This window comes from Neptuniibacter sp. (genome assembly GCF_024231755.1).
Lineage (GTDB): Bacteria > Pseudomonadota > Gammaproteobacteria > Pseudomonadales > Balneatricaceae > Neptuniibacter.
This window is the reverse complement of sequence record NZ_JAAEQH010000183.1, coordinates 52155-78205: the sequence shown is the minus strand read 5'-3', so window position 1 is coordinate 78205 and position 26051 is coordinate 52155. Positions and strand designations below refer to the sequence as shown.

Here is a 26051-nt window from a genome sequence, read left to right as displayed (position 1 = left end):
GGGATTATCCCCCCCATGGCTAAAGCAATAGCGATTGATAATGAACTGTAATTTTTCTTATTAGTCATTTACCACCTCAGCGATCTTCCTAGAAACAGGCGCACTTGTTTTAGCGCTCCCATAGATGAATGCGGGCTTGAAGATGTAGACCAGCGCAGGCATTACAAACAGAGCAGTAAAGGCGGATACGGTTAACCACAAGGCCACCAGCATGCCCATCTCTGCCTGGAATTTAAGCGAGCTTTGATACACCAACAGGACTGAAACAATCAGAACGAATGCAGTGATTACTACACCTTTACCTGCGCTATGCAGCGCCCGTTCAATTGCGCTTCTGTCATCGAGACCGTTCTGCAACTCCTGCTTGATCCGATCTACGATATACAGGGCATAGTCCACCCCCAGTCCGATGCCCAGAGCGGCCACCGGTACCGTGTTGATGTTCATGCCGATGCCCATATAGGACATAAAGCTGAACGTCACGGTATTTGATAGAACCACCGGCACCATAAAGAACATCCCTGCCATGGATGAGCGGTACACGACGGTACATAGAACCACCAGAATCAGCAGCGCCAATGCGATCGACTGCAACTGCCCTGATAGAATCACCTCATTTACAGCTGCGATAACACCAATCAGGCCACCAGCCAGTTGGAATTCGCCCACCTGTAATGGGTTTTCGTCAATGAATTCTTTAATACGAGCGACTGCAGTACGAATGGTTTCGCCCTGACGGTCACGGAAGAACAGGGTTACTGAAGCGTTACCGCGATCAGTATCAACATAGCGATCCATATCACCCGGTTCTGCACCAGCTTCAAACATGTACAGCAACTCACCGTTGATATCCTGATCAGCTCCCAGCTCTTCGTAACGCGGGTTACCTTCACGCAGCGTACGGTTTACCGATGGCAAAACGTCACTGATCGATAGCGTACCGCCTACTTCCGGCTGCACTTCGATAAAACGTTGGAACTGTTGCAAGCTCTGTAGAACTTCAGGTGTTTTCGCCAGATCAGGCTTGTCATCACCGACCACGATAAACATGCGGTCGGCACCCTGGAACTTGCTGTTGATGGCGGCAGAATCCTGGTTGTATTGTGATTCCGGCCAAAGTATCGGCGATCCGGGGTTGGCATCCCCTATCTTCAAGCCCAGTGCAAAATAGCCACACACCAGGAAGACAAACAGGGTCCAGCCCGCCATAAAAAAACGGATTTTAGAAACCGATACGTAATGGCACAGATCCAGTAAACGATGAATCAACCAGCTGATATTGATCGGATGTGCGTAGCCTTTTGGATGCTTAATCCAAGAGAGCAATACCGGAGTAAGCACGATTGAGCTAATCGCTACAGTCGATACCCATACAACCGCCAGCAAAGCTAGCTTTTGCAATAGAGGAATAGGACTAAGTGCTACAACCGCCACACAACAAGCATCGGTTGCGATACCCAGAATTCCCGGACGGATCAGTTCAGACAGCGTTGAGTGGGCAGCAAAGCCGACCGACTCCTTACCGGACTCAATCTTCTCCACCTCCTCGTTAAACCGGGTGATGATCTGCACCGAGTGTGATACGGCTCGGGCGGTTATCAACATAGCGATTACGATAACCAATGGATCAAAGTGGATACCAATCAGATTAGAGATACCCAACGCCCAGATTGCACTGACAAAACCAGAGATGATTGGCAGGATAGTACCGCGCCATGTACGGTTGATAACAAACAGCATCGCAACCAGAATCAAACCGGCCATCAGCACCAGATTCAGTGTTTCCGGTAGATAAAAGTTAACCCAGCCGTACAGCATTGGATCACCTACCACACGCACCTTCACACCAGGCACATCGATAGAATCCACCAGAGTAGAGATCTCAGTAAATGCTGTTTCGTAATCCAGCAGACGGTCAATAAAGTCGACAGTAATCAGGGTCGACGTAAGGTCTGAGGATACGTAAGGACCATAAACCAGAGAGTTACGCAGCACTTTCTCGCGCAACTCATCCAGATCAGCCTGTGTTTCAGGCAGGTCTGGCCACATCAGTGGTTTAGTTTCGATACCAGAAGTTGATGCCTTAACCTCTTTAAGCTTCTTGGATGCCAGAGAGATAATCTGGAAAGGGTTTACTGCAGATACTTTCTGCAATTCACGCGTGATCTGATCAACTGACTGCAGAACATGCGGTTGGAAAATATCACCCTCTTCCGACTCAACCATGATAGTAACCAGGTTTGAGCCACCAAAGGTGTCTTTAAATTTATTGTGCGTCTTAACGTATTCATGATCACTTGGCAGTAGATCCTGGAATACGGTTTTAACTTCAATACTGACAGCGGAGTAACTCAGTGCCAATGTGATAAGCGCAATAACACTTACCACAGCAACACGGAAACGAATAAGCCAGCTAGCTATATTTCTGCTCATTAGCTCTATCCTGAATTCTTGTTCTTATTCTGTTTGGTTAACGCTGATTAGCGCCCCTGAAAGACGTGCCACTGATGCCCTGCAGACCAGCGCCCTAGGTTTTTGCCCGCCAAGACAACACCGTCATCAACTTGAGCAATGGAGGTATGCCAAGCCAGATCCTTAGGTGCGAGACGACCGGTTTTCCATATCTGCGCTTCTGGCTCAGCTTCTAGCCAAAGCCCTTTCGTACCTACGCCATACCAGCGCTGTAGGTCCTGATGCCAGAAAACTGAAAAAATGTGCTCGGTAGTGACATCTCTCCAACCACCATCAAGTGCCACACCAACACCCGGGTCTGCTTCTACTTTTGGGAATGCCAGAGCATTACCAACTCGGCTCCAATTGAAGCCACCATCAGTAGTTTTCAACAGAACACCTTCGAGTCCCGCTGCAATACCCGTAGTTGCGTCTTGAAAATCGATCGCCATCAGGCTTGATTCGACAGGTGCAGTAACCATCTGCCAGTTACTGCCTTGATCAGAAATAAGAATGGAACCAAACTCACCCACAGCAACCAGGCCACCATCGGCACGTTTAGTGATCTCATTGAGAATGAAATCTTCGGTCTCACGGGCGTAAGACCAGGTTTGTCCGTAATCATTGCTCCGCAGAATTGTGCCAAAAGCACCTACAGCCCACGCCTCACCCTCGTCGTAGACTTTAACGTCCAGTAACTTGTTAACAACATCATTAACTGGCGCTTCTGCTTGCTGCCAGGTAACACCGCCATCGCGCGTATATAGCGCAACACCATTATTACCAACAACCACCGCATTGTTCTCATCCCAGGCGGAAATATCCTGAAGATGAGCTTTCACAGGTACGTTTTGTACCGCCCAGGTTTTACCCGCATCATCACTGCGGACGATTTTGCCATTGGCACCCACCGCCCAAAGCGTTGAGTCAATAGCGACCATGCCATAGAACCGGTCTCGATTTTCTATTGCCGTTGGAATAACGGTACTTCCAACCGGCTCAGGCTTAACGAATAAGCCCACATAGAGAAGTCCTGCAATCACCATCCACGGGGTAATACCAACACCCCAGCGCATAAGCTGATTCATCGCACTCACTGTATTACTACCTTTTTTGTTCTTGTAATTAGGTTTAAAGACTATCGAGATCTAGGAAAGAAACCATAGATTGAATTTCAATAGAATTTCTATTTAGTATCCATTCAGATAAATCTATGTCAACCCTTTAATTAATAATTATGAGAGGAGCAAAACGCCGATTTCCTTCTTATTTCAATAGTTAACAGGCTAACTACCTATTCAACCCTTTGTTTAAATTAGACTTTTATCATCTAAGCACCTCGAGTATGAACAACCAGAGGAACAACAAAAAATATAAGTTAATTGACAACCTCATAATTATTAATTAATAAGTAAAGAACAAAGATAAATTTTCAATTGAAATTCAATATGACAAAAAACAATAACAAACTAACAGTCGCTGAATCTGTCATTGCAATGGCCTCCGGTAGATTAAGCTCAGAAGAGTTGGTATCGGACTGTCTGGAGAGAATTCAGGAAAGGGATAACAGCATTAAGGCATGGACGTCGGTTGATCATGAAAAAGCATTAGAGCAGGCTCGCGAGCGTGATCAGTTAGGCTACCGCTTATCTCCCCTTCATGGCGTTCCTGTTGCGGTTAAGGATCTAATTGATACTGCAGACCTACCAACCAGTTATGGTTCTTCTATATATAAGGAGCATCAACCACAGCAAGATGCAGCAATCGTTCAACTGCTCCAAAAGGTAGGCGCAGTTGTACTGGGTAAAACCGTTACCACAGAATTTGCCTATTACTCACCTGGGCCTACCTGTAATCCACATAATGTTGAGCATACCCCTGGGGGATCATCCAGCGGATCTGCTGCTGCGGTTGCCGATTATCAAGTGCCCTTTGCCATTGGCACTCAAACCGTTGGTTCTATGATCCGACCAGGCAGCTTTAATGGCATCGTCGCCCTCAAGCCCTCTATTGGCACTCTGCCCTATAGTGGAACCAAATCACTTGCCCCCTCCTTGGATACATTAGGAACCTTTTCCAGAACGGTTGGTGATCAAAGATTACTGCTCACAGCATTGGCTCCACATCTGGAGATCAATAACTGTGTAGAGAAACCTAAGATTGCGATCTGCCGTACCCCATTCTGGTCTGAAGCGTCAGAAGAGATGCAGAATGCTTTTATCGACTATGCAGAAAAGATTAAACAGGCAGGATTCGATGCTATTGAGTATGAATTAGGCCCTGACTTTGCCGCTCTTGCCGATGCTCAATTCGACATTATGGCCAGCGAAGCGGTGCGCTGTTTGAATAAAGAGGTTACCGAACATCGTTCATGGATGAGCACCCATATCCTTGAGTTGATCGAACATGGCAAGCAAGTCACCCCTGAGCGCGAAGCGCAGTGTCGTAATCTCCTTGCCCGTTGCCAATACAAATTGCAGCAGCTTTTCCAGCAATACGATTACTTCGTAACACCAGCCACCCCTGGCGAAGCACCTCAAGGTACCCATGCGACTGGAGATCCGGTCTTTAATCGCATCTGGACCTTCCTCGGCGTGCCCTGCATCACCTATCCGATCAGCAAAGGCAGTAATGATCTGCCTATGGGTATTCAGTTGATCGCCCCCTTTGGTGGCGACCATGCCCTGATCGATTTTGCAGACAAGCTACAGAGCAAAACGCTAGCGCAATAAACAGACAACCCAAATAGAAAAAATAACAAGCGGGAACAAATCATGAATGAACAGCATAAATTAACCGGCGAACGTGAACAGTGGTTTAAGAGCGCCTGCGCCAGCATCCAGAAAGAGCGCCTACGCAAGCTAAACCTTGATCTGGTTAATATTCACAGCCCTACAGGGGCTGAAAAAGAAGCCAGTGAATTTATGACCGAACATATGCAAAAGATCGGTCTTAAATCACGTTATCAGGAAGTGAATGAGATCAGCGGCAATGCGATTGGCGAACTTCAGGGCAGTGGTGAAGGCGCAACAATGCTGCTCTACGCGCCAATTGATACCCATCTGGAAGGCTCTGACGAAGATGTACCCATGGTTGGTGATAAGCTTCGTGACGATATGAAACCAGAAGGCATTCTTCGTGACGATCTAGTCATTGGCCTGGGGGCATCTAACCCTAAAGCGATGGTTGCCACGCTGACAGAAGCGGTTAATGCTGTGATCGATGCGGGAGTTCCTTTAAAAGGTAATCTTGTATTGGCATTCGCCGGCGGAGGCATGCCCTCCATGGTGCCAGAGCGTGGCAACTACGGTATGTCGACCGGGGTTAGCTTTATGCTTACCCACGGCGTAACCGCTGATTTCGGTATTATCCTCAAGCCTTGGTATGAGGTTTATCATGAACACCCTGGCATGTGCTGGTTTAAGGTACGCGTTAAAGGGGATCTGGGCTACTCTGGTATTCCACGTGGTACTCCAGGTTTCCGCAGTTCCATCGTGCCAGCCGCTACCCTGATTCAGGAACTGGAAGAGTGGTTGCCACAATTCACAGTTAACAACACCTCTGAACAAATTGCTCCAGAAGGATGGATTGCCGGTATCAATTCCGGCTGGCCTAACCGCCCTGCTTTTCCATCTGCATCTACAGAGTTGTTTATCGATATGCGTTGCAACCCTTACCAAACTACGGCAGATGTGAAACATCAGTTTGATACAGCAATGCGTGAAATTCTGGAACGCAATCCTGAAATTGAAGCGGATTGGGAGATGTATGGCTCCTGCCCTGGTTCATTTACACCTAAAGAACATTGGATTGTACAATCAGCGCGCGCTGCATGGGAGAACCAGGAGGGTAAAGAGTACCCTAAAGCACCTATGCTAAGCGGACAAACCGACGCCGCAATTATTAATAAACTAGGAATTCCTCTAGTGCGTGTTGGTTACCCATGGATTGGAGATGCTGCTGTACCGGAAGAGTTCAGCAGTGGCCTGGGGGGAATGGGCGTAAGTAATATCGAAGACCTGATCAAGCCTTGTGAAAACATCATCTATTCCATCATTGATAGTATGACCCGCACCCGTGAAGAGGTGAACCTGGGGTAATAACTTAAAGCTAACCTCTCAAGCGATTCCCTTCAGCAACATATCAAGGCCATCCATATGGATGGCCTTTTTATCAGCGTTCCTACTTAGCGGACTCATCATGAAAAAGATATTTATCATCAATGCTCACCAATACCACCCATACTCCGAAGGAGAATTAAACCAAGCCTTAGTTAACCAATTTAAAGACTTCTTTAACTCATCACATTATGAAGTGCGTACCTGTATAGTCGATCAAGGTTACGAAGTGAAGCAACAGTTAGCGCATTTCCTCTGGGCTGACTTAATCATTGTGCAAACACCTGTCTACTGGATGAGCGTACCCTGGCTATTCAAAAAATACATTGATGAAGTCTTTATGGAAGGCGTAACGGGAATCATGTGCGATGGCGATGGCCGCCATGAATCCGATCCCAAAACAGGCTACGGTACCGGCGGTGTATTAACCGATAAAAAATACTTGCTTTCCCTAACCTTTAACGCGCCAGAGGAAGCATTTAACGATCCGCAAGAACCCTTTTTTTCGGGTAGAAGCGTCGATGATCTGTTCTGGCCTGTTCACCTTACATTCCAGTTCTGTGGAATGAAACCTCTGGACACCTTTACCTGCTATGACGTGAAGAAAAATCCAGAAATTGAGCAGGATTTCGAACGTCTGGCTGCACACCTAGACAAAGAGGTTGGTAAATTAAGAGGCTGAAAATTAGAGGGGTGAAAGAGGCGTGCAAAAGGCGTAAAAGCTGAATACGCTCTAAGCTATGACATCCCCTATTACACAGCACTATCATTTAAACAACGAATTACAGTTAGGAATCAAAACATGCCGTCGAACCAGAACCGAAATACAGGTCCACACAAAGTAAAACTTGATAATTGGATTCAAGCAGCTCCATTTGAAGAGTTGTTAAATATGGAGATAACGCAAGCGTCTGACGGAAAAGCGATCCTTAGCATGCCGTTCCTCTATGAATTTTCTCAAGGCGCAGGAATCATGCATGGAGGCGCAATCGTAGCGCTTGCTGATACAGCTTTAGCAATGGCGGTAAAGAGCCTTCTTCCAGAGGGAACACACTTTGGCACTATCGGCCTTGATGTTAAATTTTTACGCGCAATGACACATGGAAATATCACTGCAACCGCAGAAATTAATAGCTTTGTAGAACGGGATCTTAAAGGTGTTGTGTTGGTAAAAGATTCAGATAGAAACGAGATAATGAAAGCAACGGCAGATTTTAGAGTTGCTCGAAAGCAGACAGAGGGTATTGCTCAACATCTAGAAAAAGTTATTGCTTCGCAGACTTCTAAAAATTAATGCCAGCAAGAAACTAGGCATAATTAAAACTGATTCCGAACTGACCCTGACTTTAAGCAGTTCTTTACACTGATCTGTCTAAAGAACTGCTTAAAGAGCAACTTAAAGTCAGGGGACGAAAAAGATTTGAGCCTAATCAGCCTCTCCCCCGCCACTGCCACGCTTAAGCCGATAAGCTAAAGCAGGGCGAGATAAGCCCAACAGCCTAGCGGCTCGCGCAACATTACCATTAGCCTTGGTCATCGCTTTATTGATCAGCGTAGTCTCGATCTCTTCCATACCAATACCGGATTCGACCAGGTCATTAGCCCAATCCTCACTACTGATACTACGAGCAATTTTTTGCTGCCTCTCACGGTTTTTCTCTCGTGCGGCGGCGGCAGGAGGTACATCAGAGCTGGCGAATAGGTGAGGAACACTAATTGAAGCACCGTTATCAACTAAGATAACACCTCGCTCGATCATATTTTCCAGTTCGCGCACATTCCCCGGCCATTGATGATAGTTAAGCATCAGCATCGCCTTATCTGAAATACCTTTCACACGCTTGCCATACTGAGCGCTGTATTTCGTCAGGAAATGATCTGCGAGTAGCGGGATATCTTCCACCCTCTCACGCAGTGGAGGAATGGTCACCGGATAGATATTTAGACGGTAATACAGATCAGCACGGAAACGCCCTTCTGCTACCGCTTTTTCTAGATCTTCATTGGTGGCTGCAACAAGACGAGTATCTATTTTTCGGACTTCAGCACCACCAACACGAACCACTTCGGATTCCTGCAGCACACGTAACAAAGAAGACTGTGCTTCCAGAGAAAGCTCACCGACTTCGTCAAGGAACAGGGTTCCACCATCGGCACGTTCAAAATGTCCAGGCCTCGAATTGTTAGCCCCGGTGTAGGCTTCTGCTTCTACACCAAACAGTTCTGCTTCAATCAGTGTACTGGGAATAGCCGCACAGTTAATCGCAACAAACGGTTTATCTGAACGGTCACTGCATCGATGGAGGCCGCGGGCAAACATCTCTTTACCCACACCGGTTTCACCCAAGATCAGAACAGTGACCTGACTCTCGGCTGCTTTCTCCATCATCTGCCAAGCGTGCTTAAAGCGCTCAGAACAACCTACAGTACCGCAGTTACTGGCAGAGTCTGTATCAGTTTCGTTGATACGCTGTTTTAAGCCCGCAATACGGTCCTGCAGGTCCAGCATCTCTTCACGGATATTTAGCGGCCCGAAGTACTCGGCATCACTCTGGTAATCGTCCCACTCTTCAGCAGGTTTACCGATAATGACGCAACGGTGGTCATCATGAGTTGCACGACATTCGACTTCCCGGTAAATGATCTCTTTACCCATAAAACGGGAACTGTATCCGCTGGCAAAACCAACCAGATGCCAACAAACCGGATCATCACTGTGACCAAACTCTTTGATAAAGGAGTCAGATTCGTAACTGGAAAGGATCTCAAACTCACCGTAGAAGGTGCCTGCTTCTATATCCATATCCAGCTTGAGCAGATTCACGGCAGCCATGCCGGTAATCATGGTGAGCTGAGGACCGATGACAAATGCCTCGGAGTCGGGCTTATCGGGATGCATTTTCCGCGACAGATCGCAGAGTTTATACCCACCCAGATAACCGATTCGACTGAGTACTGAACGCGCACCGTTCATACCCAATGTTTCAACCATTACCTTACGCATATCACTGAAAACAGTTGCATCCAGCAACAGCATCTGACTTTCATCTAGCCAGATATGACCAGATTCCCGGTCAAATTGAATCCTTTCGATCAGATCACTGTAGTCAGACCATGGCTTGTTATTATTAAGTGCCTGGGACATCGACATAGTAACTATCGCCTCACTTTAAGGAACCTATAAAAGCCCTGAATGCACTTGTGGAGGCACACAGTTCAATCCTTATATAGATACCTTAGGGTTATTCTTATATTTATTACCCGAGTTCCTAAATGAACTCTTTAGGAGCCTAAAATCTGTCTATTAGCTCCCCAAAAAGCTCTAATTTTCATCGTCAGATTCTTTATTAGAGCCCAATTATGTACACCACCCTATTACGGAAATTAATAATTATCAATTGAAATTTTAAGGGTAATTAAATAATAACTTTTCCCAAATCCTCAAAAGTGATCATTTAGTAACAAATCACTTTGACCTCACCATACAAAACGCCTATCTCATTGAAATTAAAATACTTTTCAAATTTGGCACTCGGCTTGCCCTATAGCTAATCACGAGAAAATCGGTAATTACGGTTTGGTATACCCAGATAACACATACCTAGCCCAGTAATTAGAGCAGCAATTTAGTCACCCAACTGAGGGGTTAAGTAACTAAAAGCAGCAACCGGTTTAATCAATTTTTTTACCTGTAATAAACACAATAAAAAGTAAGGTAGGTTGATCTATGAGTAGTCGTATTTTGCCGAATTTTGATCTGCTGGTGCCGAACACCATTGCAGAGACGGTAAACCTACTGGCCCACTACAAGGATCGTGCAGCAGTTATTGCTGGCGGTACTGATCTGGTTGTGGCCATGAAGATGAATTTCGAATCTGAAATTCTGATCTCCATCTCAGAACTTAGCGGACTGGATTACATAGACTTTGATTCTGAAAGCGGATTACACATTGGTGCTAAAGCGACTGTTTCTCAGTTGTTACAGAACGATGCGGTAAAACAACACTATCCAGCATTACTGCAAGCCGCTGATGTTTTTGCTACCCCACAAATCAGAACTGCAGCAACCGTTGCCGGTAATGTGCTGCGTGGTTCCCCAGCCGGTGACTGTAGCTGTGCTTTGATGGCGCTAGGCGCACGTGTCGTATTGCAAAGTGCTGAAGGTACCCGTGAAGTTCCAATCGAAGATTTCTGGACCGGTTACAACCAGAACGCACGTCGTGCTGATGAGATGGCCGTTGAGATCATCGTTGATGCTCCACAAGCTGCTACAGGCTCTGCCTTCCGCCGCATGACTCGTGTTAACGAAGACTTAGCCAAGCTTAACGGTTCGGTACGCCTGGATATGGACGGTAATATCTGCCGTTCCGCACGTATCGCAATGGGTTGTGTTGGCCCAACTACCCTACGTCTGCCTAAAACAGAGCAACTGCTACAAGGTGAAGAGATCACTGATGACCTGCTAGCACACGTTGCAGACATAGTGCCGACCGAGATCTCCCCAATCGATGACAAACGTTCCACTGCTGAATACCGCCTGATGGTATCCGGTGTCGTCATTAAACGTTTGATTGAGCAAGCTGCCGCGGCAGCCAGCACTGTAGCTAAGTAAGGGGATCACCGACATGAAAGAACGCGCTATTGAATTAACAGTGAACGGTATCACCCTGAACATCACCGTTCCTGTACATCAGACCCTGCTTGACACTCTGCGTGAACAGCTCGGTTTTACCGACACTAAATACGGCTGCGGTACAGGCGAATGTGGTGCCTGCTCCGTTATTATTGATGACAAAGAGAGCCTTTGCTCCTGCATGGCTCTGGCATCGACTTTAAACGGTCGCTCGATCACAACTGCAGCTGGCTTAGCTGAAAACGGTCTGAATGCCGTACAGCAAGCCTTTATCGATCAGACAGCTGTGCAATGTGGTTACTGCACCCCAGGCATGGTGGTTAAAAGCACTAGCCTGTTACGCCAAAACCCGAACCCAACTGAAGAAGAGATCCGCAAAGAGCTGGAAGGCAACATCTGCCGCTGTACTGGTTACGACAGCATTGTTAAAGCCGTTCAGCAAGCTGCACAGAGCTTTCCTGAATCTGATGCACAGTGGAACAACGCAGTTGAATTAAAAGCGGGGGCAAACTCATGAGCCAGTTTTCTGTTATCGGTAAAAACGTACCTAAAGTTGATGCTTACGAAAAAGTGACAGGCCAGCCGATCTATGCGGCAGACCTAAAGATGCAGGGCATGCTGTATGGCAAGATCGTCCGCTGTATGGATTATGCCCACGCCCGAGTAACCAATCTGGACTTCAGCGAAGCGCTAAAAGTACCGGGTGTTGTGAAGATTCTGGGACCGGAAGACGTGACTCAGAACACGTACAACACCGGAGCCTGCGACGAGATGGTGTCGGACAAGGTGGGACATCTTCTGGGCGATCTGAAAGACCAGACCATCTTCACCCGTCATGTTCGTCATCAGGGCGATGCTATCTGCGGCGTAATAGCTACCTCCGAGGAGATAGCCGAACGTGCCGCTGCAAAGGTGATTGTCGAGTACGAACCACTGCAAGTGTTCATGACACCGAGCGAAGCAGAAAAACCAGGGACTATGCAGCTGCATCCTGAAAAAGCTAACAACATGGCTTTCCAGTTACCTGACGCGATGTTCCCAGGTAACAGCTACGGCTGGGGTGATGCTGAAGAAGCAATGAAAGAAGCAGACCTGATCGTAGAAGATGACTTCTATGTTAACAAGCAGAAGCAGTGCCAGATGGAACCGCACGCTTACATTGCTCAGGTTGATGGCCGCGGTCGTCTGAACTGCTGGAGCAGTGGTCAGATGCCTAAGATCACTCACCAGAAAATTGCACGACTGTTTGATATGCCAATGTCGATGGTCAAAATTCATAGCACCACGATTGGTGGTGGTTTCGGTGCCCGTCTCGGGATTATCTCCGAGCCAGAAACCTGCGCTATGGCGTTAGCTGTTCCCGGTCGCCCAGTGAAAGTTCAGACTCTGCGTGAAGAGGACTGGATCATCTCTGAAAGTCGCCATGCAGGTGACTACTGGATGCGAATCGGCTTCAAAAAAGATGGTACCCCTGTCGCTTGTCAGGCCCGCTTTAAAGCCAATACCGGTGCTTACTTCACTCACGCTTCCGGCGTACCGTTCACAACCGGTGCCTGGTTAAGTGGTATGTATAAGTTTGGCGCGCTGGGTTATCAGGGTGAATCTTACTTCTCCAACCAGGCTCCTGCGGGTGCTTACCGTGGTTACGGTAACCCACAGACTAACTTTGTGCTGGAGCAGTTGATCGACCGCGCTCTGAAGCAATTGGATATCGACCCGGTACAGTGGCGTCTTGACTGGCACAAAGGTGTTGGTGATGACGGCTGGTGTTTCGGCGTTAAATACCCTTCCTGTCAGCTTACCGAATGCCTGAAGCAAGGTGCTGAAGCGATCGAATGGGATAAGAAAGTAGCTGCCAACAAAAATCAGACCGGTGTAAAACGACGTGGTGTAGGTGTTTCTGTAATGAACCACACCTCCGGTGCGATGCCGATGCTGCTGGAGCACACTGTAACCACTGTAATGCTCAATGAAGATGGCAGTGCTGTAGTTTCTACTGCGTGTTCCGATCTAGGCCAGGGTTCACATACTGTCCTGCATCAGATTGCAGCTGAAGCGTTAGGTCTGGAGATGCACGAAGTTACCCTGAAAACGGGTGACTCCGACGCTAACGGCTTCGATATCGGCTCCCATGCCAGCCGTACCACCTACGTTGGCGGCAACTCAATTCTTGAAGCCTGTGATGATGCAAAACGTCAGTTGATGGAACGTGCCAGCAAACATCTGGACACCTCCGTTGCAAATCTGGAGTTCGGTGGCAAAACGATCTTTGCCAAGAACAACCCAGAGAACAGCATCACCACCGCAGAGATCTGCCGTCTGGGCGTATACAACTATATGGACCCGGAAACCGGTGAACCAGAAGGTGCGCCTGGTCAGATCTTTGGCTTCTCCAGCCACTTTGCCAAGCATAACTCACCACCATTTGGTGCCTGCTTCGTAGAGCTTGAAATCGACACTGAAACCGGTGAGATCGATCTGCTTGAGTTGGTTCATACCCACGATATCGGTCGTACCCTGCACCCTGCCATGGCCGAAGGTCAGATGGTAGGCGGGGCTCAGCAAGGCATCGGTATGGCTCTTACAGAAGAGATCTACTACGACGATCATGGTCGTGCGCTGAACAGCAGTTTCACTGACTACAAGATGTATGGCTCATCTGACATGCCGAAGATGAAGGTGATTCTGGTAGAAGATCCAGATCCACACGGCCCTTATGGCGCGAAGAGTGTGGGTGAAGCAGGTCTGACTAGCCCTGTAGGTGCTATCGCAAATGCGGTGTACAACGCGCTGGGTATCCAGTTCAAAGAAGCACCTATTACGCCTGAGAAAGTGCTGAAAGCGATCAAGGACAACGGTCTTAACTTCGCATAAGTAACCCGAGCGGGGGTGGTCCCCCGCTCTATCTACTTATTCGTTTTGAGACTGTTATCAAAATTCTGAGGAGATCGCTATGAACCAGAATGCAGAAAAAATGTTGCCTTTCCAGCAACCGGATAGCGAACAGCCGTACCCGGTGATGGAAGCGATTATTACTGACGTAAAAGGCTCAGCACCCACCCGTGCCGGTGACTCAATGCAGTTACTCAGCAACGGCCGTTGGGTTGGCTCTGTTGGTGGCGGCAATCTGGAATGGAAGCTGATGCAAGCCGGCCAGATGGCATGGTGGAGGCTACAGGAAAGTGGAAAACTACCTCCTGCGCCGACCATGCAGATCGACCATGGCTTAGGTTGTCACTCAGACCAATGTTGCGGAGGCCGTGTTAAAGCTCATTTAGTACAGCTCCCCAAAAACCTGTCTGCACTGATGAATGATCATGCCCAACGTATCTATCAGTTTGATACCGAAGGTTATCTAAACCTTCAAGGTGGCTTCACGGTTGAGCAGCAGTCATTAGGTGACACTTCTAACTGGAAACCAAAACTGGTTAAAGGTAACGCTGAAAAGTTAATAGAAGCAGATGATAACTCCCTGATCCGTAAAGCTAAGAAGGCGCCACAGCTATGGATCTTTGGTGCTGGTCATATCGCACGCTGCCTGGCTCCACTGGCCAGCTCCCTGGATTACCGTGTTTCTGTGTTTGATGGTCGACCACAGTGGGCGGACCCTGAAGCATTTCCTGCTGATGTCAGGGTACGTACCAGCGCTTTACCAGAAGAGATCGATCAGGCTGACGACGATACAACCGTACTGATCATGACCCATAGCCATAAGCTTGATTACCAGCTACTGGCACTGATGAGCGAATGGGATCTGGGTTATCTGGGTGTGATCGGTAGCAAAACCAAAGCTGCTAGGTTTCGTCATCGCCTGGATGATGAAGGTATCGATGATAGCCACATCCATATGCCAATCGGTTTACCGGATATGGGTAAAGAGCCAATGGCTGTTGCAGTGAGCTGTATGGCAGAGCTACTGCAGCTACGCCAGCAAAACCTGTCTGGAGCCGCGGCATGAATACCGCAGTGATTCTTGCCGGGGGCCGTTCCAGCCGCAGCGGACGTATCCATAAAGGATTACGTTCTCTGAGTGCAAATGGCGATCGCTACAGCTGGCTTGAGTATCAGGTACAGCAACTGCGCAAAGCAGGATATCAGCGAATTGTTTTGGCTACTGGTTACCGTTCCCGCCGACTGCTTGCCAAATCATCCGGTGCGTTACAGAAACATAACCCAACACCAGCAAACGGCCCTTTTAGCACCCTACTCAGTGCCCTAAAAGGATTTAACACAGGCCACACTCTGTTATTACCGCTGGATAACCCGGTTCCAACACAGGGAACCCTACATCGCCTACGCAGTGCCTTAAAAGGCAATAAGGCGGCCAAACCCTGTTATGCAGGCAAAGGGGGGCACCCTCTCCTGCTCAGTAATTGTGTAGTCAAAAAGTTAAAGCGTGTTGATGTTCACGCGGAAGAAGCCCGCTTGGATAAACAGCTGAGATTACTCGACAACAGTACGATCGCCCGCGTGGCAGTCACTACATCGAATGTCCTTTGTAATCTTAATTCCGAGAAACAGTGGCACAGATACAAACATTATAATTTTTAAGTAGAGAAGTTGACGATGGCATCTATAACAACAAACAAGCTCATCGCACTCACGGTTAAACCCGGCCTCCTTATCTCTATGCTGGGAGTTGCATTAACCGGTTGCGAAGCCCCTCTTAACCTTGAAGGGGTTGAACAGGAAAAAGCTAAATCAGTACGTCGAACTGATCAGTTTCAGAATATTACTGCCAATAACGATGTGATTGTCGCTGTTGGTAATGACGGTCTGGTCCTAACCAGCCCCGTTGATAAAATTGAGTGGACCCGTCAGTCCCCCAACACCAGCTACAGTCTGATTGATGTAGCGGTTTGCCCGGATCAGAGCTTTGTTGCTCTGAGTATGGATAAACAAGTCTGGTTCAGTGGCGATAATGGCGTTAACTGGCGCCCATCACAGCTCCCAACTCCAGAAGATGTGCTTGATCTAACCTGCGCGCCGGATAACAGCATTTGGGTAGTCGGTAGTTTCTCTACCGTACTTAATTCCAAAGACCAGGGCCAATCCTGGAACGAAACCACCCTTAACGAAGATGCAATGCTTACTGGAATTCAGTTCCTTGATAGCAATACAGCAATTGTTACGGGTGAATTTGGCTTGGTAAGTCGCAGTGATGATGCCGGCCAGAGCTGGAACACGCCAGAATATATACCGAATGATTTCTACACCCAGGGTGCTCTGTTCACTTCTAAAGAGACTGGCTGGGTAGCAGGCCTTAGCGGCCAGATTCTTTATACCAATGATGCTGGTCTGAGTTGGACTAAACAAACTACACCAACCGAATCACCACTGTACGGTTTCTATCAGGCAGGTCCCAAGCTGTTCGCTTTCGGTGATCACGGCACCATCCTTGAATACACCGGTATGGACTGGAAGAAACTACCACCACAGGGCAAACCGGTTTACCTGCGTGGAGCGCAAAAGCTAAGTGATGGAAAACTGCTGCTAGCCGGTGGTTCTGGTTCGCTCTACACGCTGGAGATTGCTTCCAGTGAAAACTCACAAATCAGTCAAAAATAAGGGGCCTTAGCCATGGATAAGAAATCCGCAGAGGCCCATAAGGCCACGCACTTTTTACACCGTCTAGACGAAGCAGTCTTCGAGCACCCAAGAACAATACTGGGTTTAATTCTGCTGGTTACACTATTTTTTGCTTATCAGATTCCAAGCGTAAAGATGTACTCTGACTTCGCTGATCTGTTGCCGCAGGAACATACCTACATCGAACTGCACAATGAGATCAAAGAGTCCTTCGGCGGCGCGAACGTGATCATTGTTGGGGTTGAGGTGGAAGATGGCGATATCTTCACCAATGAAGCGCTGGATAAGATCCACCGCATCACCCTGGCGGTAGATAGCTTACCCGGTATCAACCACAACCTTGTTGCGAGTGTGACCCATCGTAATTCGCGTAAGGTATGGATGACGCCAGAAGGTAACGTTAACTCCGAGTCATACTACGACCCACAGGGTGGTGAGATCAACCCGGAGGAACTGGCCGCTCTACGTTCGGATATTGTGGCTAATCCCCGTGTTTACGGACCTCTTGTATCTCCGGATATGAAGATGGCGCTGGTTAAAGCGCAGCTGAATGAAGGTCAGTTGGATTACGTTAAAACCTTTAACGAGATTCAGCAAATGCGCAGCGATGAAGCTTCACCTGGCTTCAAGATCCATGTAACCGGTCAACCTATGTTGGTGGGCTGGGCGTATCAGTATCTGGATCAGATCATTGAGATCTTCCTGTTTACTGCATTGATTATGATCTCTCTGCTGATCTTCTACTTCCGTAAGGCATACGGGGTGCTGATTCCCTTGGCTGCAGTGATTATCTCCTCCATCTGGGGTATCGGCATTATCTCCCTGTTCGGCTACAACCTGGATCCACTGGGACTGGTAATTCCATTCCTGATATCAGCCCGAGCCATGTCTCACGGTATTCAGATTGTGGAGCGTTACTATCAAGAGTTGAATAAACACGCAGACCATCATGTCTCGGCACGCCTAACCTTTGAAAGCTTGTTCCGTCCGGGTAGCCTTGGGGTGGTATCGGACGCAATAGGCCTGTTGCTGATTGCGATCGGTTCTATTCCACTGAATACCAAACTGGCGCACTATGCTTCCCTATGGGCACTGTGCATCATCATTACTGTACTGCTGGCGGTACCACTGATCCTGGCAATTCTGCCAATGCCGAAAACTACGGAGATCAAACACAATATCTTCCGTAACATCGGTTACGGGTGCGCTCAAGTCATCAGTAGCGAACGTTCTGCGAAAAACGCGCTGATCATTGCAGCGGTGCTGCTGTGCGGTGGTTGGTACTTCTCTTCCAAAGTGGTAATTGGTGAGTCTGAGCCGGGTTCTCCAATTCTGTATCAGGATCATGATTACAACCTTTCCTCAAAAGCGGTAAACGATAGTTTCCCCGGATCTGAAGAACTGTATATCGTTGCGGAAACCAATGAGAAAGGTGGTATCAAACGTCCAGAGGTACTTCTGGCACTGAGTGAGCTGCAGAAACACATGTTGATGGATCCGGAAGTCGGTGGTTCCAAAGGCATTTCGGATCTGGTGAAGCAGGTAAACCGCCTGTTGCACAACGACGATCCACGCTGGACTCAGATCCCTAATGATCAGATGTATGTTGGTGGCTTGATGTTCACTTACATGATGTCCAGTCCGATTCCTGGTGCATTAAACGAATTCGTTGATACCGACGAGCGTATCGCTAACTTGGTGTTCTATTACAAGGATCACCAAGGCGAGACTATCCGCCGTGCGATTCATACGGCTAAACAGTGGATTGAAGCTAACGACGGCAAAGTGGAAGGCCTCAAGATCCGCCTAGCCGGTGGCACCATCGGTGTAACGGCTGCGATGAACGAAGCGGCTTACGAGACCAATCTTTGGGTTCTTCCGCTGGTATTTATCCTGATCTTCCTCATGGTGATGTTCTTCTACCAGTCCCTGGCTGCCGGCACCATGATGTTTATGGCGATGCTGTTTGCCACAACGCTGACCTACGCCTACATGGGTGTGACCCACATGGGGATCAACATCAATACCGTACCAATTATCGCAGTGGGTGTGGGTGTCGGCATCGACTACTCAATTTACATGATGGATCGTATCCGCGCCGAGATGGTGGCCCTGCAGGATCTAAATGCAGCAGTGCGTAAAGCGATCAGCACAACAGGTCTGGCGATCAGTTTCACCGCTATCACGCTTATTGCAGGCATTGTGATGTGGGTGATCCTATCCGATCTGCGTTTCCAATCCGATGCAGCGCTGCTGCTGACTGTCATGGTCATCCTCAACGGAGCCGCGGCTATGTTGCTGGTACCAAGCTGGGTACTGGTGTTCAAACCAAAATTTATTTGTGATGCCTACGAGGATGAAGACGGTGTGATCCATGCGTAAAGCATGGGTCAGGCTCGAAACAGCCTAATGGGATGCTTGCTGTAACCATAAAAACAAAAGCCTGAAGGGGTTAAGAGATGACAAAAAAAATAACAACCCTCAACAAAGTCGCTGTGGCGGTGGCTATGGGCATAGCCTCAAGCTATGGCCCGGCCGTTTTAGCGGGGGAAACTGAGTGGTCTGGTTTTGTTGAGAATGCTACTTACCATCGTGAATCTAAAGGGATATCCAAGTCACGAAATACGGCTCAGCTTGAATTCAGCCGTAACCTGATCTCTTCTGATAGCGGTTGGGATAATGTATCTGTTCACGGTACATTACGTGCTACCTACGATGCCGTGTATGACATCAATGATGACGAGTTTGGTGCAGGTGCGGGTGCCCAAGCTGGTCAGGATATCTTTTTGGAAACAACATTGAATGGTGTAGGCACACCGGTTGCACACGGTTCAGGTCTGAATGCAGCAACCGTTGATGGTGCATATGGTTTATTAAATGCTGACCCAGCCAACATCGGGACAGCAGGTGGATTCCCGTTTGTCTCTGCTTTTACCAACGGCTACCCAAATAACCCTTCAACCGGTATGAAGGTACTGGGTGAGGACACGCACAAGATTAATGGTGGTGTCGCATTTGGCGTACCTGTACGTCCGTGTGATGTCGATAGCCGAGGTTGTATTAAAGATTACATCGATGCAGATGAAAATGACCTGAAGTACCCAGAGTTCAACGATCGCTGGGATTTCCTGCGTGAGTTCTACATTGATGCAACGCGTACCCTGGATGATGGTGATCAGCTGAATGTGCGTTTAGGTCGTCAACAGGTGGTATGGGGTCGTACCGACCTATTCCGCGTACTGGATGTACTTAACCCAGTGGATTACTCCCGTCACAACATCTATGACGAGCTTGAAGATACCCGTATTCCAATGTGGATGCTGCAGATGGAGCGTCGTATGGGGCCAACAGGTGGCTTTGATGACCTGAACGCTTCTGTTGTATGGAACTTCGATAAGTTCCGCCCACATAACCTGGGTAGTTGTTCCGGTGCATACAACCCACTGGACGCTGCATGTTTCTTCCGTGGTATGAAGAACCTATGGGACAACGGTGGTACGGTTGCGAACTTTGCACCAATCAATGCCGCTGGTCTACCTGCAGGCCTAGCGCCAATTCTAGCTCCGCAGCTAAATGCAGTGGGTGCTCTGCCTGATGAAGCACTGGCTGCTGCATCGGACCCAACCATTGCTGGTTGGGCAGCGACTAACTTTGGTCCAAATCAGATCGGTATCCGTGATGTTCACCTGCCAAGCTGGAGCCTGTCTAACACCCAATTGGGTGCGAAACTGGAAGGTGTATACGGTGACTTGAACTTCTCCGTAAATGCGCTGACTTACCGCTCTCAGTTCCCATCACTGCGTGGTGGTAAAACGGTTGATAACAGTGAAAACCCATTTGTTAAGGGTGACGTTGGTCCAACTCCGCACCTGATCGCATTTGATATTTACTTCCCACGTGTAAACCTGATTGGTGGTTCTTTGGACTACTACTCTGAATCGCTGGATACCGTATTCCGCTTCGAGGGTGCGTACAGCCAGGGTGAAGAGTTTGCAGATTCCATGAGTGAAGATCTTTTCTCAGATTCTGATGTGCTTCGCTACGTTATCGGTGTCGATAAAACAGTCATGATCCCAGCACTGAACCGAAGCCGTGGCTTCCTGTTCTCTGGTCAGCTGTTTGGTGAACACTTGCTTGACCACCGTTCTGAGCAAGCCACTTACGGCGAGCGTGGTTTTGCACAGTGGAAATCCAACAATATCGCAACCCTGTTGATCAAAGGTTGGTGGATGAACGACCGCCTGAGCCCACAGATCATTATGGCGCATGACTTCCGTGCTCAATCTTCTGTTGCTGCGCCAATGGTTGAATGGTTGATCAACGATAACTGGAAGCTGACAGCCAGTGCCAACATCAAATTCGGTGATGGCGCAGACAAGACTGCTGATGACTGCCGCTCCTGTAACCCGTATGGCCCATTCACTGCTTATCCAGCAGCTGAACATGGTGCAGGGGTAACTTCAGGATCTGCTGGTTTGGCAAGCCTTGAACCAACAGGTCGTTTCCGTAGCGGCATCTTGGGTATGGCTAACGAAGAAGATGAATATCAGATCACAGTTCAATATCGATTCTAAGAATAAAAAGGAAAGGATAGAAAACATGAAAAAGACTGTATTTAGTTTAATGACTGCCAGCCTCCTCGCTGCACCGGTATACGCAGCTACCCTGGAGGATGTAGAGAACTCGTTTTATCCATACAAAAACGGTTCTAAAGAGTTCACGAACCTGAAACCTGGCATGACCATTAACCAAAGCAATGTTGAATCAGTGAAAGATGCTTTGGACCCAGCGATGTATCGCTTTATCAAGAATGGTGATTACGAGATCCGCGTGGGCGCAACGACCTCTTTCGATCTTCACGAAAGCTACGTCAACGCAACTAAAACTAACCTGAACACTACCACTCTGGGTGAAAAGAACGGTGAAATTCAGGGCTTTATCGCTGGCCGTCCGTTCCCTGAAGAACCGTCTCTCGATGACCCACGTGCGGGTGAGAAAATGGCCTTCAACTTCAAGTACGGCTACAACTGGGGAGATACCGGAGCGGTATACCCGTTCTACTGGAAATTCCGTGATATGGCTTCCGGCAAACAGGAACGTATGTTGAAGTTCAACTTCCACTTCCTGAACTATAAGCACCGTGTAAAACAGGAACCGATGCCTGATATCACGCCAAACCCATCCAACCTGTTCCGTGGTATCTACGTACAGGTTCTGGAGCCGTTTGATGTGAAAAACACACAGCTGCTGATCCACCGTTACGAAGATGACCTGAAGCGTGACAACGCTTACCTGTATCTAGGTTTCCAGCGCCGTGTACGTCGTCTATCCAGTGGTCAGACCACCGACGCGTTCCTGGGTTCCGATCTGATGATCGAGGATTTCGAGGGTTATAACGGCCGTATCAGTGATATGAATTGGACCTACAAAGGCACCCGTTACATGCTGATGCCTTACTACAACCACAACGACGAGCCGCTTGATCCGGAAACACACAAGGATGACGAGGGTTACCAGGTTGTCAGCTTTACCGGTCAGGGTCAGTGCTTCCCGAACGTAAGCTGGCAGGTACGTAAAGTGTATGAGGTTGAATCATCTCCGGTTGATCCTAACCACCCACTGTCTAAGCGTGTCCACTTTATGGATGCACAGACCTTTGCTATCCCGCGTACCAACGCTTACGACCGTAAAGGGGATCTGTGGAAAATATTCACTATCGGTCAGTCACACCCAGACCATCATCTACCAGCCAACAAAGGCTCAGGTGTATCAATTGATGATGCGTTCTCAATGGTGGACCTGCAGGCAAACCACTGTACTACCGGTCAGTTCAAAGGCCAGCTTGATCCTAAGCTAAGCCCAGAGAACAAATTCTCTGTACAGAACCTGCGCGCATCCGGTCGTTAAGCTCTAAACCGGAAATATAGTAACAATCAACATCGCTCTTGCCCGGTGAAAGCCGGGCCTTTTTTTGGAATTTGTCCACAACTGTTTTAAACCACCTGCCCTGCAGCAAATCCGGAAGCCCAAATCCACTTGAAGGATTCTTGGCTGATACAGTTTCTGCTTCTCACCAATTATTTAATAAGCCTCTTCTGACCGAACGTTCTTTCATTTACTACTTTCTTTAAGAAATATTCCGTATTAAGATCAAACGATTACTTAAACCCCTGCGTATAGAAAGGACTCTCGAGGCATCAGGATAGATGCGGCAGTGTAAACACCTCCCATCTTCCTGCTATAAGCCCTAAAGCTTTTCTACCCAAAGCAATAAGGATATTTTATGGCTGCTTCACACTATTACGATCTGGTTCAGAAGTTTTATATCGCCTATTTTGGTCGCCCCGCTGACCCGAAAGGTCTGGAAGCCTGGGCAGGAGCAATTGATGATGGCTGGCGCACTATAGAGCAAATGGTCGAAGCCTTTGGCACCTCTGCAGAATCAAATAAACTCTATGCAGCCACCAGCGATGAGCAGATGATTACAACTCTGTATCAACAGCTTTTTAACCGCGATCCTGAATCACAAGAGATAATTGACGCCTGGGTTTTTCAACTGAATAACAACCCAGATGTTTCTCACTCCAGCATTGCTATGGAACTGCTTAAAGGCGCACAGGGCTCCGATGCCCAAGTCATACAAAACCGCTTGGACGCAGCTAAAGCCTTCACCGAAGCATTTGATGAGATAGATGATAGTGTCGAATATAACGGCTCTGAAGTGCGCAGTTGGTTAGCAACCGTAGGTAATGATGCTGTTAGTAAAGCCAATGCCTTGACCACATTGCCCTACTTACTGAACCGCTTGGAAACATCCTCTGATAGCTTGGGAATCGTAGATTATAACCAAGAGTTAGGGCAGCTAATAAGTCAGGATTCAGCAGTTAAAGGTTTCCTTAGCATCAATGATGTCATTGTCTCGGAAGAGGACGGTCAGGCACTGCTTACGGTTAGCCGCCAGGGTGATAGCACTGAGAGCCTGAATCTGAATTTTTCTACAGAAGACGCCAGCGCCATTGCTGGTCAGGACTTTATTACCACTTCAGGAACACTCAGTTTTGCCTCCGGTGTAACCGAACAACAGATCTCTATCCCGATTATCAACGGTTCAGGCGATCCGTTAAAAAGTTTTTATGTCCGACTTAATGAAACTGAGGGCTGGTTACTGCTGGATGGTTTAGCCGTTATCACCATCTCAGACCCTGAATCAGGCTTAAACATCTCGCAGTTGAACGGTAGTAACGGCCATGCTTATGACCTGCCAGTTGGTATTACTTCTAAATTAATCTCTCCTGCGGGTGATATTAATGGAGATGGAGCTGACGATTTCCTCGCTACAGGGTATTACTGGGATTCATCTATACAGGTTGTTTATGGTGAAACTACCCCAAAGCTAGATGTTACTAATCTGATCACAACTGCTGATCACTCTGAACTTCTCTACTTGCAAGATTCATCTGACCCCACGGCCCATAGTGGAACCGTTACATTGGATAGTGCTGGCGACCTAAACAGCGATGGTTATGATGATTTTCTTGTAAATACGAACGGAACTGAAGGTTACCAAACCTACCTTGTCTATGGTTCGGCTGATAATTTTGGCCCGGGATTTTATCTCGATAAAATGAGTGCATCACAAGGATCTCTGATTGTCTCGAAATCCCTTGAAAGCGAAGCAGAATTACATCCAAATGCCGTTGGCGATCTCAATGGTGATGGATACGATGATCTAATTGTGGGCACTAGAGAATCAGCAAATATCCCTAATTCTGCCTATGTCATTTTTGGTCAGGAGCAACCTCTAGGAGAAGAGATAAACTTAGCAGAATTGGATAGCCCCATAAGCAGCCGAATTATCAGTTCAAATTCCTCTCTTTTTTTTGATGGTGGTGCCCGGACGTTAGGAGATATCAATGGCGATGGCTATGATGAAGTGGTGCTACACAGCCCCTTTGACAGTGAGCACGGCACTTCATATGTAGTATTTGGGCATGCAGACAGCTGGAGTGAAGAATTTGATCTGGCCAATCTTGATGGCATCAACGGTTTCACCTTAACAGCATCAAATGTAGACATAAATCAGATGCACTACCCCTATGGAGTCGGCGATGTAAACGGCGATGGGTTTGATGATCTGCTCGCCTATCTCTATGCGGTAGATATCGGGACAGGGCCTTCTGTTAACAGGGCCTATCTGATCTATGGTCAGGCTGATGGCTGGAATCTCAACCTCGATACTTCTGACCTATCGATGGTCTCCCACACTATAATCAATGAACCGAATGGTAATTCCGTTACTGGCAGTAACATTTCTGCCTCTGGGGACGTTAACGGTGATGGTTATGCCGACTTTATGCTGGACCATTACCTCATTTACGGTAGATCAGACTTTGCCTCGCACTCCACCCTGAGTCTAGATGCCGAAGCTGAGGCTGGTATGGTATTAATCCAGGCCGAAGATACAGGAATCGCTGGCTCGGCAGATTTTAATGGGGATGGTTTTAGTGACCTATTGTTCGTCAATTATGAGTCTGATAATCCAGATGCTTATGTAATTCACGGCAGCCCTAACTTGGATTACACCCCTGTCATAAATATCTCCGACATGTCTGTTAATGAAAATGCAGGAGAAGTTTCGTTGACCTTAAGCCGCGTGGGCTCCTCCGATTCAGTTACCACAGTGCAGTACCATAGCCGGGACATCAGTGCTGCTTCCGGATTTGATTACGGCAGTGTTGATAGCAGTATTACTTTTGAAATTGGTGAAAGCGTCAAAAACATTGTTATACCGATCTATAACGATGACCTCTATGAAAGCCTTGAAACCTTCTCCGTGGAGCTGACTGCAGTAGAAAACGGAGTTATTGGCCGTGCGGAAGCCACTGTTTCGATCAAAAACGATAACGGTAGCTATATCTCTGTTGCTGATCTCACCGCTGTAAGCAACGAAGGCTATGCTTCAGTTGTTATTGAACGAACAGGAAATACGGATATTCAGAGCAGTATCGAATATTTTACTTCCGATGGGACAGCAGTTGGGTTCTATGGAGCTTATTCTCCGCAATCAGGCACCGCTGAATTCTTAGCTGGTCAATCCAATGTTGAAATTCAGATACCTGTATTCGAAGACTATGGTGCGGATGTCAGTCTGTCTTTCTTTTTCAACCTAGAAAATGAAGCCAATGCATTGATTATGGATAACCAAGCCGAAATTACGATTATTGGAGATAATAGTTCAGACCAAGATGATCTGGTGTAAC

At 47.8% G+C, this 26051-nt stretch carries 17 protein-coding genes; 14 read left to right on the top strand and 3 right to left on the bottom strand.

The window, feature by feature from the left end; genetic code table 11:
* Nucleotides 1–60 precede the first annotated feature (60 nt).
* Nucleotides 61–2433, bottom strand: a complete 2373-nt coding sequence (locus tag GY843_RS09970; protein ID WP_297309095.1) for an efflux RND transporter permease subunit — start codon at nt 2431–2433, stop codon at nt 61–63.
* A 47-nt stretch (nt 2434–2480) separates the two neighbouring features.
* On the bottom strand, nt 2481–3539 hold the full coding sequence (locus GY843_RS09965) for a YCF48-related protein (protein WP_297309101.1): 1059 nt from the start codon (nt 3537–3539) through the stop codon (nt 2481–2483).
* A gap of 360 nt (nt 3540–3899) precedes the next feature.
* Between GY843_RS09965 and GY843_RS09960 the strand changes: the two genes are divergently transcribed.
* The 4 genes from GY843_RS09960 to GY843_RS09945 all read left to right on the top strand — a co-directional run bounded on the left by GY843_RS09960 (nt 3900) and on the right by GY843_RS09945 (nt 7863).
* Nucleotides 3900–5183 carry an amidase gene (locus tag GY843_RS09960; protein WP_297309093.1) on the top strand — a complete coding sequence of 428 codons (1284 nt, stop codon included), beginning with the start codon at nt 3900–3902 and terminating at the stop codon, nt 5181–5183.
* A 42-nt stretch (nt 5184–5225) separates the two neighbouring features.
* Nucleotides 5226–6551 (top strand): M20/M25/M40 family metallo-hydrolase, encoded by a 1326-nt coding sequence (locus GY843_RS09955; protein WP_297309091.1) that lies wholly within the window; start codon nt 5226–5228, stop codon nt 6549–6551.
* Between the two features lie 100 nt (nt 6552–6651).
* Nucleotides 6652–7251 (top strand): NAD(P)H-dependent oxidoreductase, encoded by a 600-nt coding sequence (locus GY843_RS09950; protein WP_297309089.1) that lies wholly within the window; start codon nt 6652–6654, stop codon nt 7249–7251.
* A 120-nt stretch (nt 7252–7371) separates the two neighbouring features.
* Complete coding sequence (locus tag GY843_RS09945; RefSeq protein WP_297309087.1) at nt 7372–7863, top strand: PaaI family thioesterase; 492 nt, start codon at nt 7372–7374, stop codon at nt 7861–7863.
* Nucleotides 7864–7995: 132 nt separating this feature from the next.
* On the opposite strand, the gene GY843_RS09940 is transcribed toward GY843_RS09945, so the two are convergent.
* Nucleotides 7996–9720, bottom strand: coding sequence for a sigma-54-dependent Fis family transcriptional regulator (locus GY843_RS09940; protein ID WP_297309085.1), 1725 nt, complete (start codon nt 9718–9720; stop codon nt 7996–7998).
* A 576-nt stretch (nt 9721–10296) separates the two neighbouring features.
* Here GY843_RS09940 and GY843_RS09935 point away from each other — a divergent pair.
* From GY843_RS09935 to GY843_RS09890, 10 genes are all read left to right on the top strand, one after another.
* A complete protein-coding gene (locus GY843_RS09935; RefSeq protein WP_297309084.1) occupies nt 10297–11181 on the top strand; it encodes an FAD binding domain-containing protein in 885 nt (294 codons plus the stop codon).
* Nucleotides 11182–11194: 13 nt separating this feature from the next.
* A complete protein-coding gene (locus GY843_RS09930) occupies nt 11195–11719 on the top strand; it encodes a (2Fe-2S)-binding protein (protein WP_297309082.1) in 525 nt (174 codons plus the stop codon).
* Nucleotides 11716–14076: a molybdopterin cofactor-binding domain-containing protein gene (locus GY843_RS09925; protein WP_297309079.1), complete on the top strand. Its 2361-nt coding sequence runs from the start codon at nt 11716–11718 to the stop codon at nt 14074–14076. Before GY843_RS09930 ends, GY843_RS09925 begins: the two co-directional genes overlap by 4 nt.
* Before the next feature lie 79 nt (nt 14077–14155).
* Nucleotides 14156–15160, top strand: a complete 1005-nt coding sequence (gene xdhC, locus GY843_RS09920) for a xanthine dehydrogenase accessory protein XdhC (protein ID WP_297309076.1) — start codon at nt 14156–14158, stop codon at nt 15158–15160.
* Nucleotides 15157–15753, top strand: a complete 597-nt coding sequence (locus GY843_RS09915; protein ID WP_297309074.1) for a nucleotidyltransferase family protein — start codon at nt 15157–15159, stop codon at nt 15751–15753. Before xdhC ends, GY843_RS09915 begins: the two co-directional genes overlap by 4 nt.
* Nucleotides 15754–15768: 15 nt before the next feature.
* On the top strand, nt 15769–16770 hold the full coding sequence (locus tag GY843_RS09910) for a YCF48-related protein (protein WP_297309072.1): 1002 nt from the start codon (nt 15769–15771) through the stop codon (nt 16768–16770).
* A 12-nt stretch (nt 16771–16782) separates the two neighbouring features.
* Complete coding sequence (locus GY843_RS09905) at nt 16783–19173, top strand: MMPL family transporter (protein WP_297309068.1); 2391 nt, start codon at nt 16783–16785, stop codon at nt 19171–19173.
* Between the two features lie 77 nt (nt 19174–19250).
* Complete coding sequence (locus GY843_RS09900) at nt 19251–21365, top strand: DUF1302 family protein (protein ID WP_297309066.1); 2115 nt, start codon at nt 19251–19253, stop codon at nt 21363–21365.
* A 25-nt stretch (nt 21366–21390) separates the two neighbouring features.
* Nucleotides 21391–22698 carry a DUF1329 domain-containing protein gene (locus tag GY843_RS09895; RefSeq protein WP_297309064.1) on the top strand — a complete coding sequence of 436 codons (1308 nt, stop codon included), beginning with the start codon at nt 21391–21393 and terminating at the stop codon, nt 22696–22698.
* 376 nt (nt 22699–23074) lie between these two features.
* Nucleotides 23075–26050, top strand: a complete 2976-nt coding sequence (locus GY843_RS09890) for a Calx-beta domain-containing protein (RefSeq protein WP_297309062.1) — start codon at nt 23075–23077, stop codon at nt 26048–26050.
* Nucleotide 26051: the final 1 nt, after the last annotated feature.

What these genes read in the sequence shown, in the direction of transcription:
- GY843_RS09970 (WP_297309095.1), bottom strand. Translation starts at nt 2,433, where the DNA reads ATGAGCAGAAATATAGCTAGCTGGCTTATTCGTTTCCGTGTTGCTGTG.
- GY843_RS09965 (WP_297309101.1), bottom strand. Translation starts at nt 3,539, where the DNA reads ATGAATCAGCTTATGCGCTGGGGTGTTGGTATTACCCCGTGGATGGTG.
- GY843_RS09960 (WP_297309093.1), top strand. Translation starts at nt 3,900, where the DNA reads ATGACAAAAAACAATAACAAACTAACAGTCGCTGAATCTGTCATTGCA.
- GY843_RS09955 (WP_297309091.1), top strand. Translation starts at nt 5,226, where the DNA reads ATGAATGAACAGCATAAATTAACCGGCGAACGTGAACAGTGGTTTAAG.
- GY843_RS09950 (WP_297309089.1), top strand. Translation starts at nt 6,652, where the DNA reads ATGAAAAAGATATTTATCATCAATGCTCACCAATACCACCCATACTCC.
- GY843_RS09945 (WP_297309087.1), top strand. Translation starts at nt 7,372, where the DNA reads ATGCCGTCGAACCAGAACCGAAATACAGGTCCACACAAAGTAAAACTT.
- GY843_RS09940 (WP_297309085.1), bottom strand. Translation starts at nt 9,720, where the DNA reads ATGTCGATGTCCCAGGCACTTAATAATAACAAGCCATGGTCTGACTAC.
- GY843_RS09935 (WP_297309084.1), top strand. Translation starts at nt 10,297, where the DNA reads ATGAGTAGTCGTATTTTGCCGAATTTTGATCTGCTGGTGCCGAACACC.
- GY843_RS09930 (WP_297309082.1), top strand. Translation starts at nt 11,195, where the DNA reads ATGAAAGAACGCGCTATTGAATTAACAGTGAACGGTATCACCCTGAAC.
- GY843_RS09925 (WP_297309079.1), top strand. Translation starts at nt 11,716, where the DNA reads ATGAGCCAGTTTTCTGTTATCGGTAAAAACGTACCTAAAGTTGATGCT.
- xdhC (WP_297309076.1), top strand. Translation starts at nt 14,156, where the DNA reads ATGAACCAGAATGCAGAAAAAATGTTGCCTTTCCAGCAACCGGATAGC.
- GY843_RS09915 (WP_297309074.1), top strand. Translation starts at nt 15,157, where the DNA reads ATGAATACCGCAGTGATTCTTGCCGGGGGCCGTTCCAGCCGCAGCGGA.
- GY843_RS09910 (WP_297309072.1), top strand. Translation starts at nt 15,769, where the DNA reads ATGGCATCTATAACAACAAACAAGCTCATCGCACTCACGGTTAAACCC.
- GY843_RS09905 (WP_297309068.1), top strand. Translation starts at nt 16,783, where the DNA reads ATGGATAAGAAATCCGCAGAGGCCCATAAGGCCACGCACTTTTTACAC.
- GY843_RS09900 (WP_297309066.1), top strand. Translation starts at nt 19,251, where the DNA reads ATGACAAAAAAAATAACAACCCTCAACAAAGTCGCTGTGGCGGTGGCT.
- GY843_RS09895 (WP_297309064.1), top strand. Translation starts at nt 21,391, where the DNA reads ATGAAAAAGACTGTATTTAGTTTAATGACTGCCAGCCTCCTCGCTGCA.
- GY843_RS09890 (WP_297309062.1), top strand. Translation starts at nt 23,075, where the DNA reads ATGGCTGCTTCACACTATTACGATCTGGTTCAGAAGTTTTATATCGCC.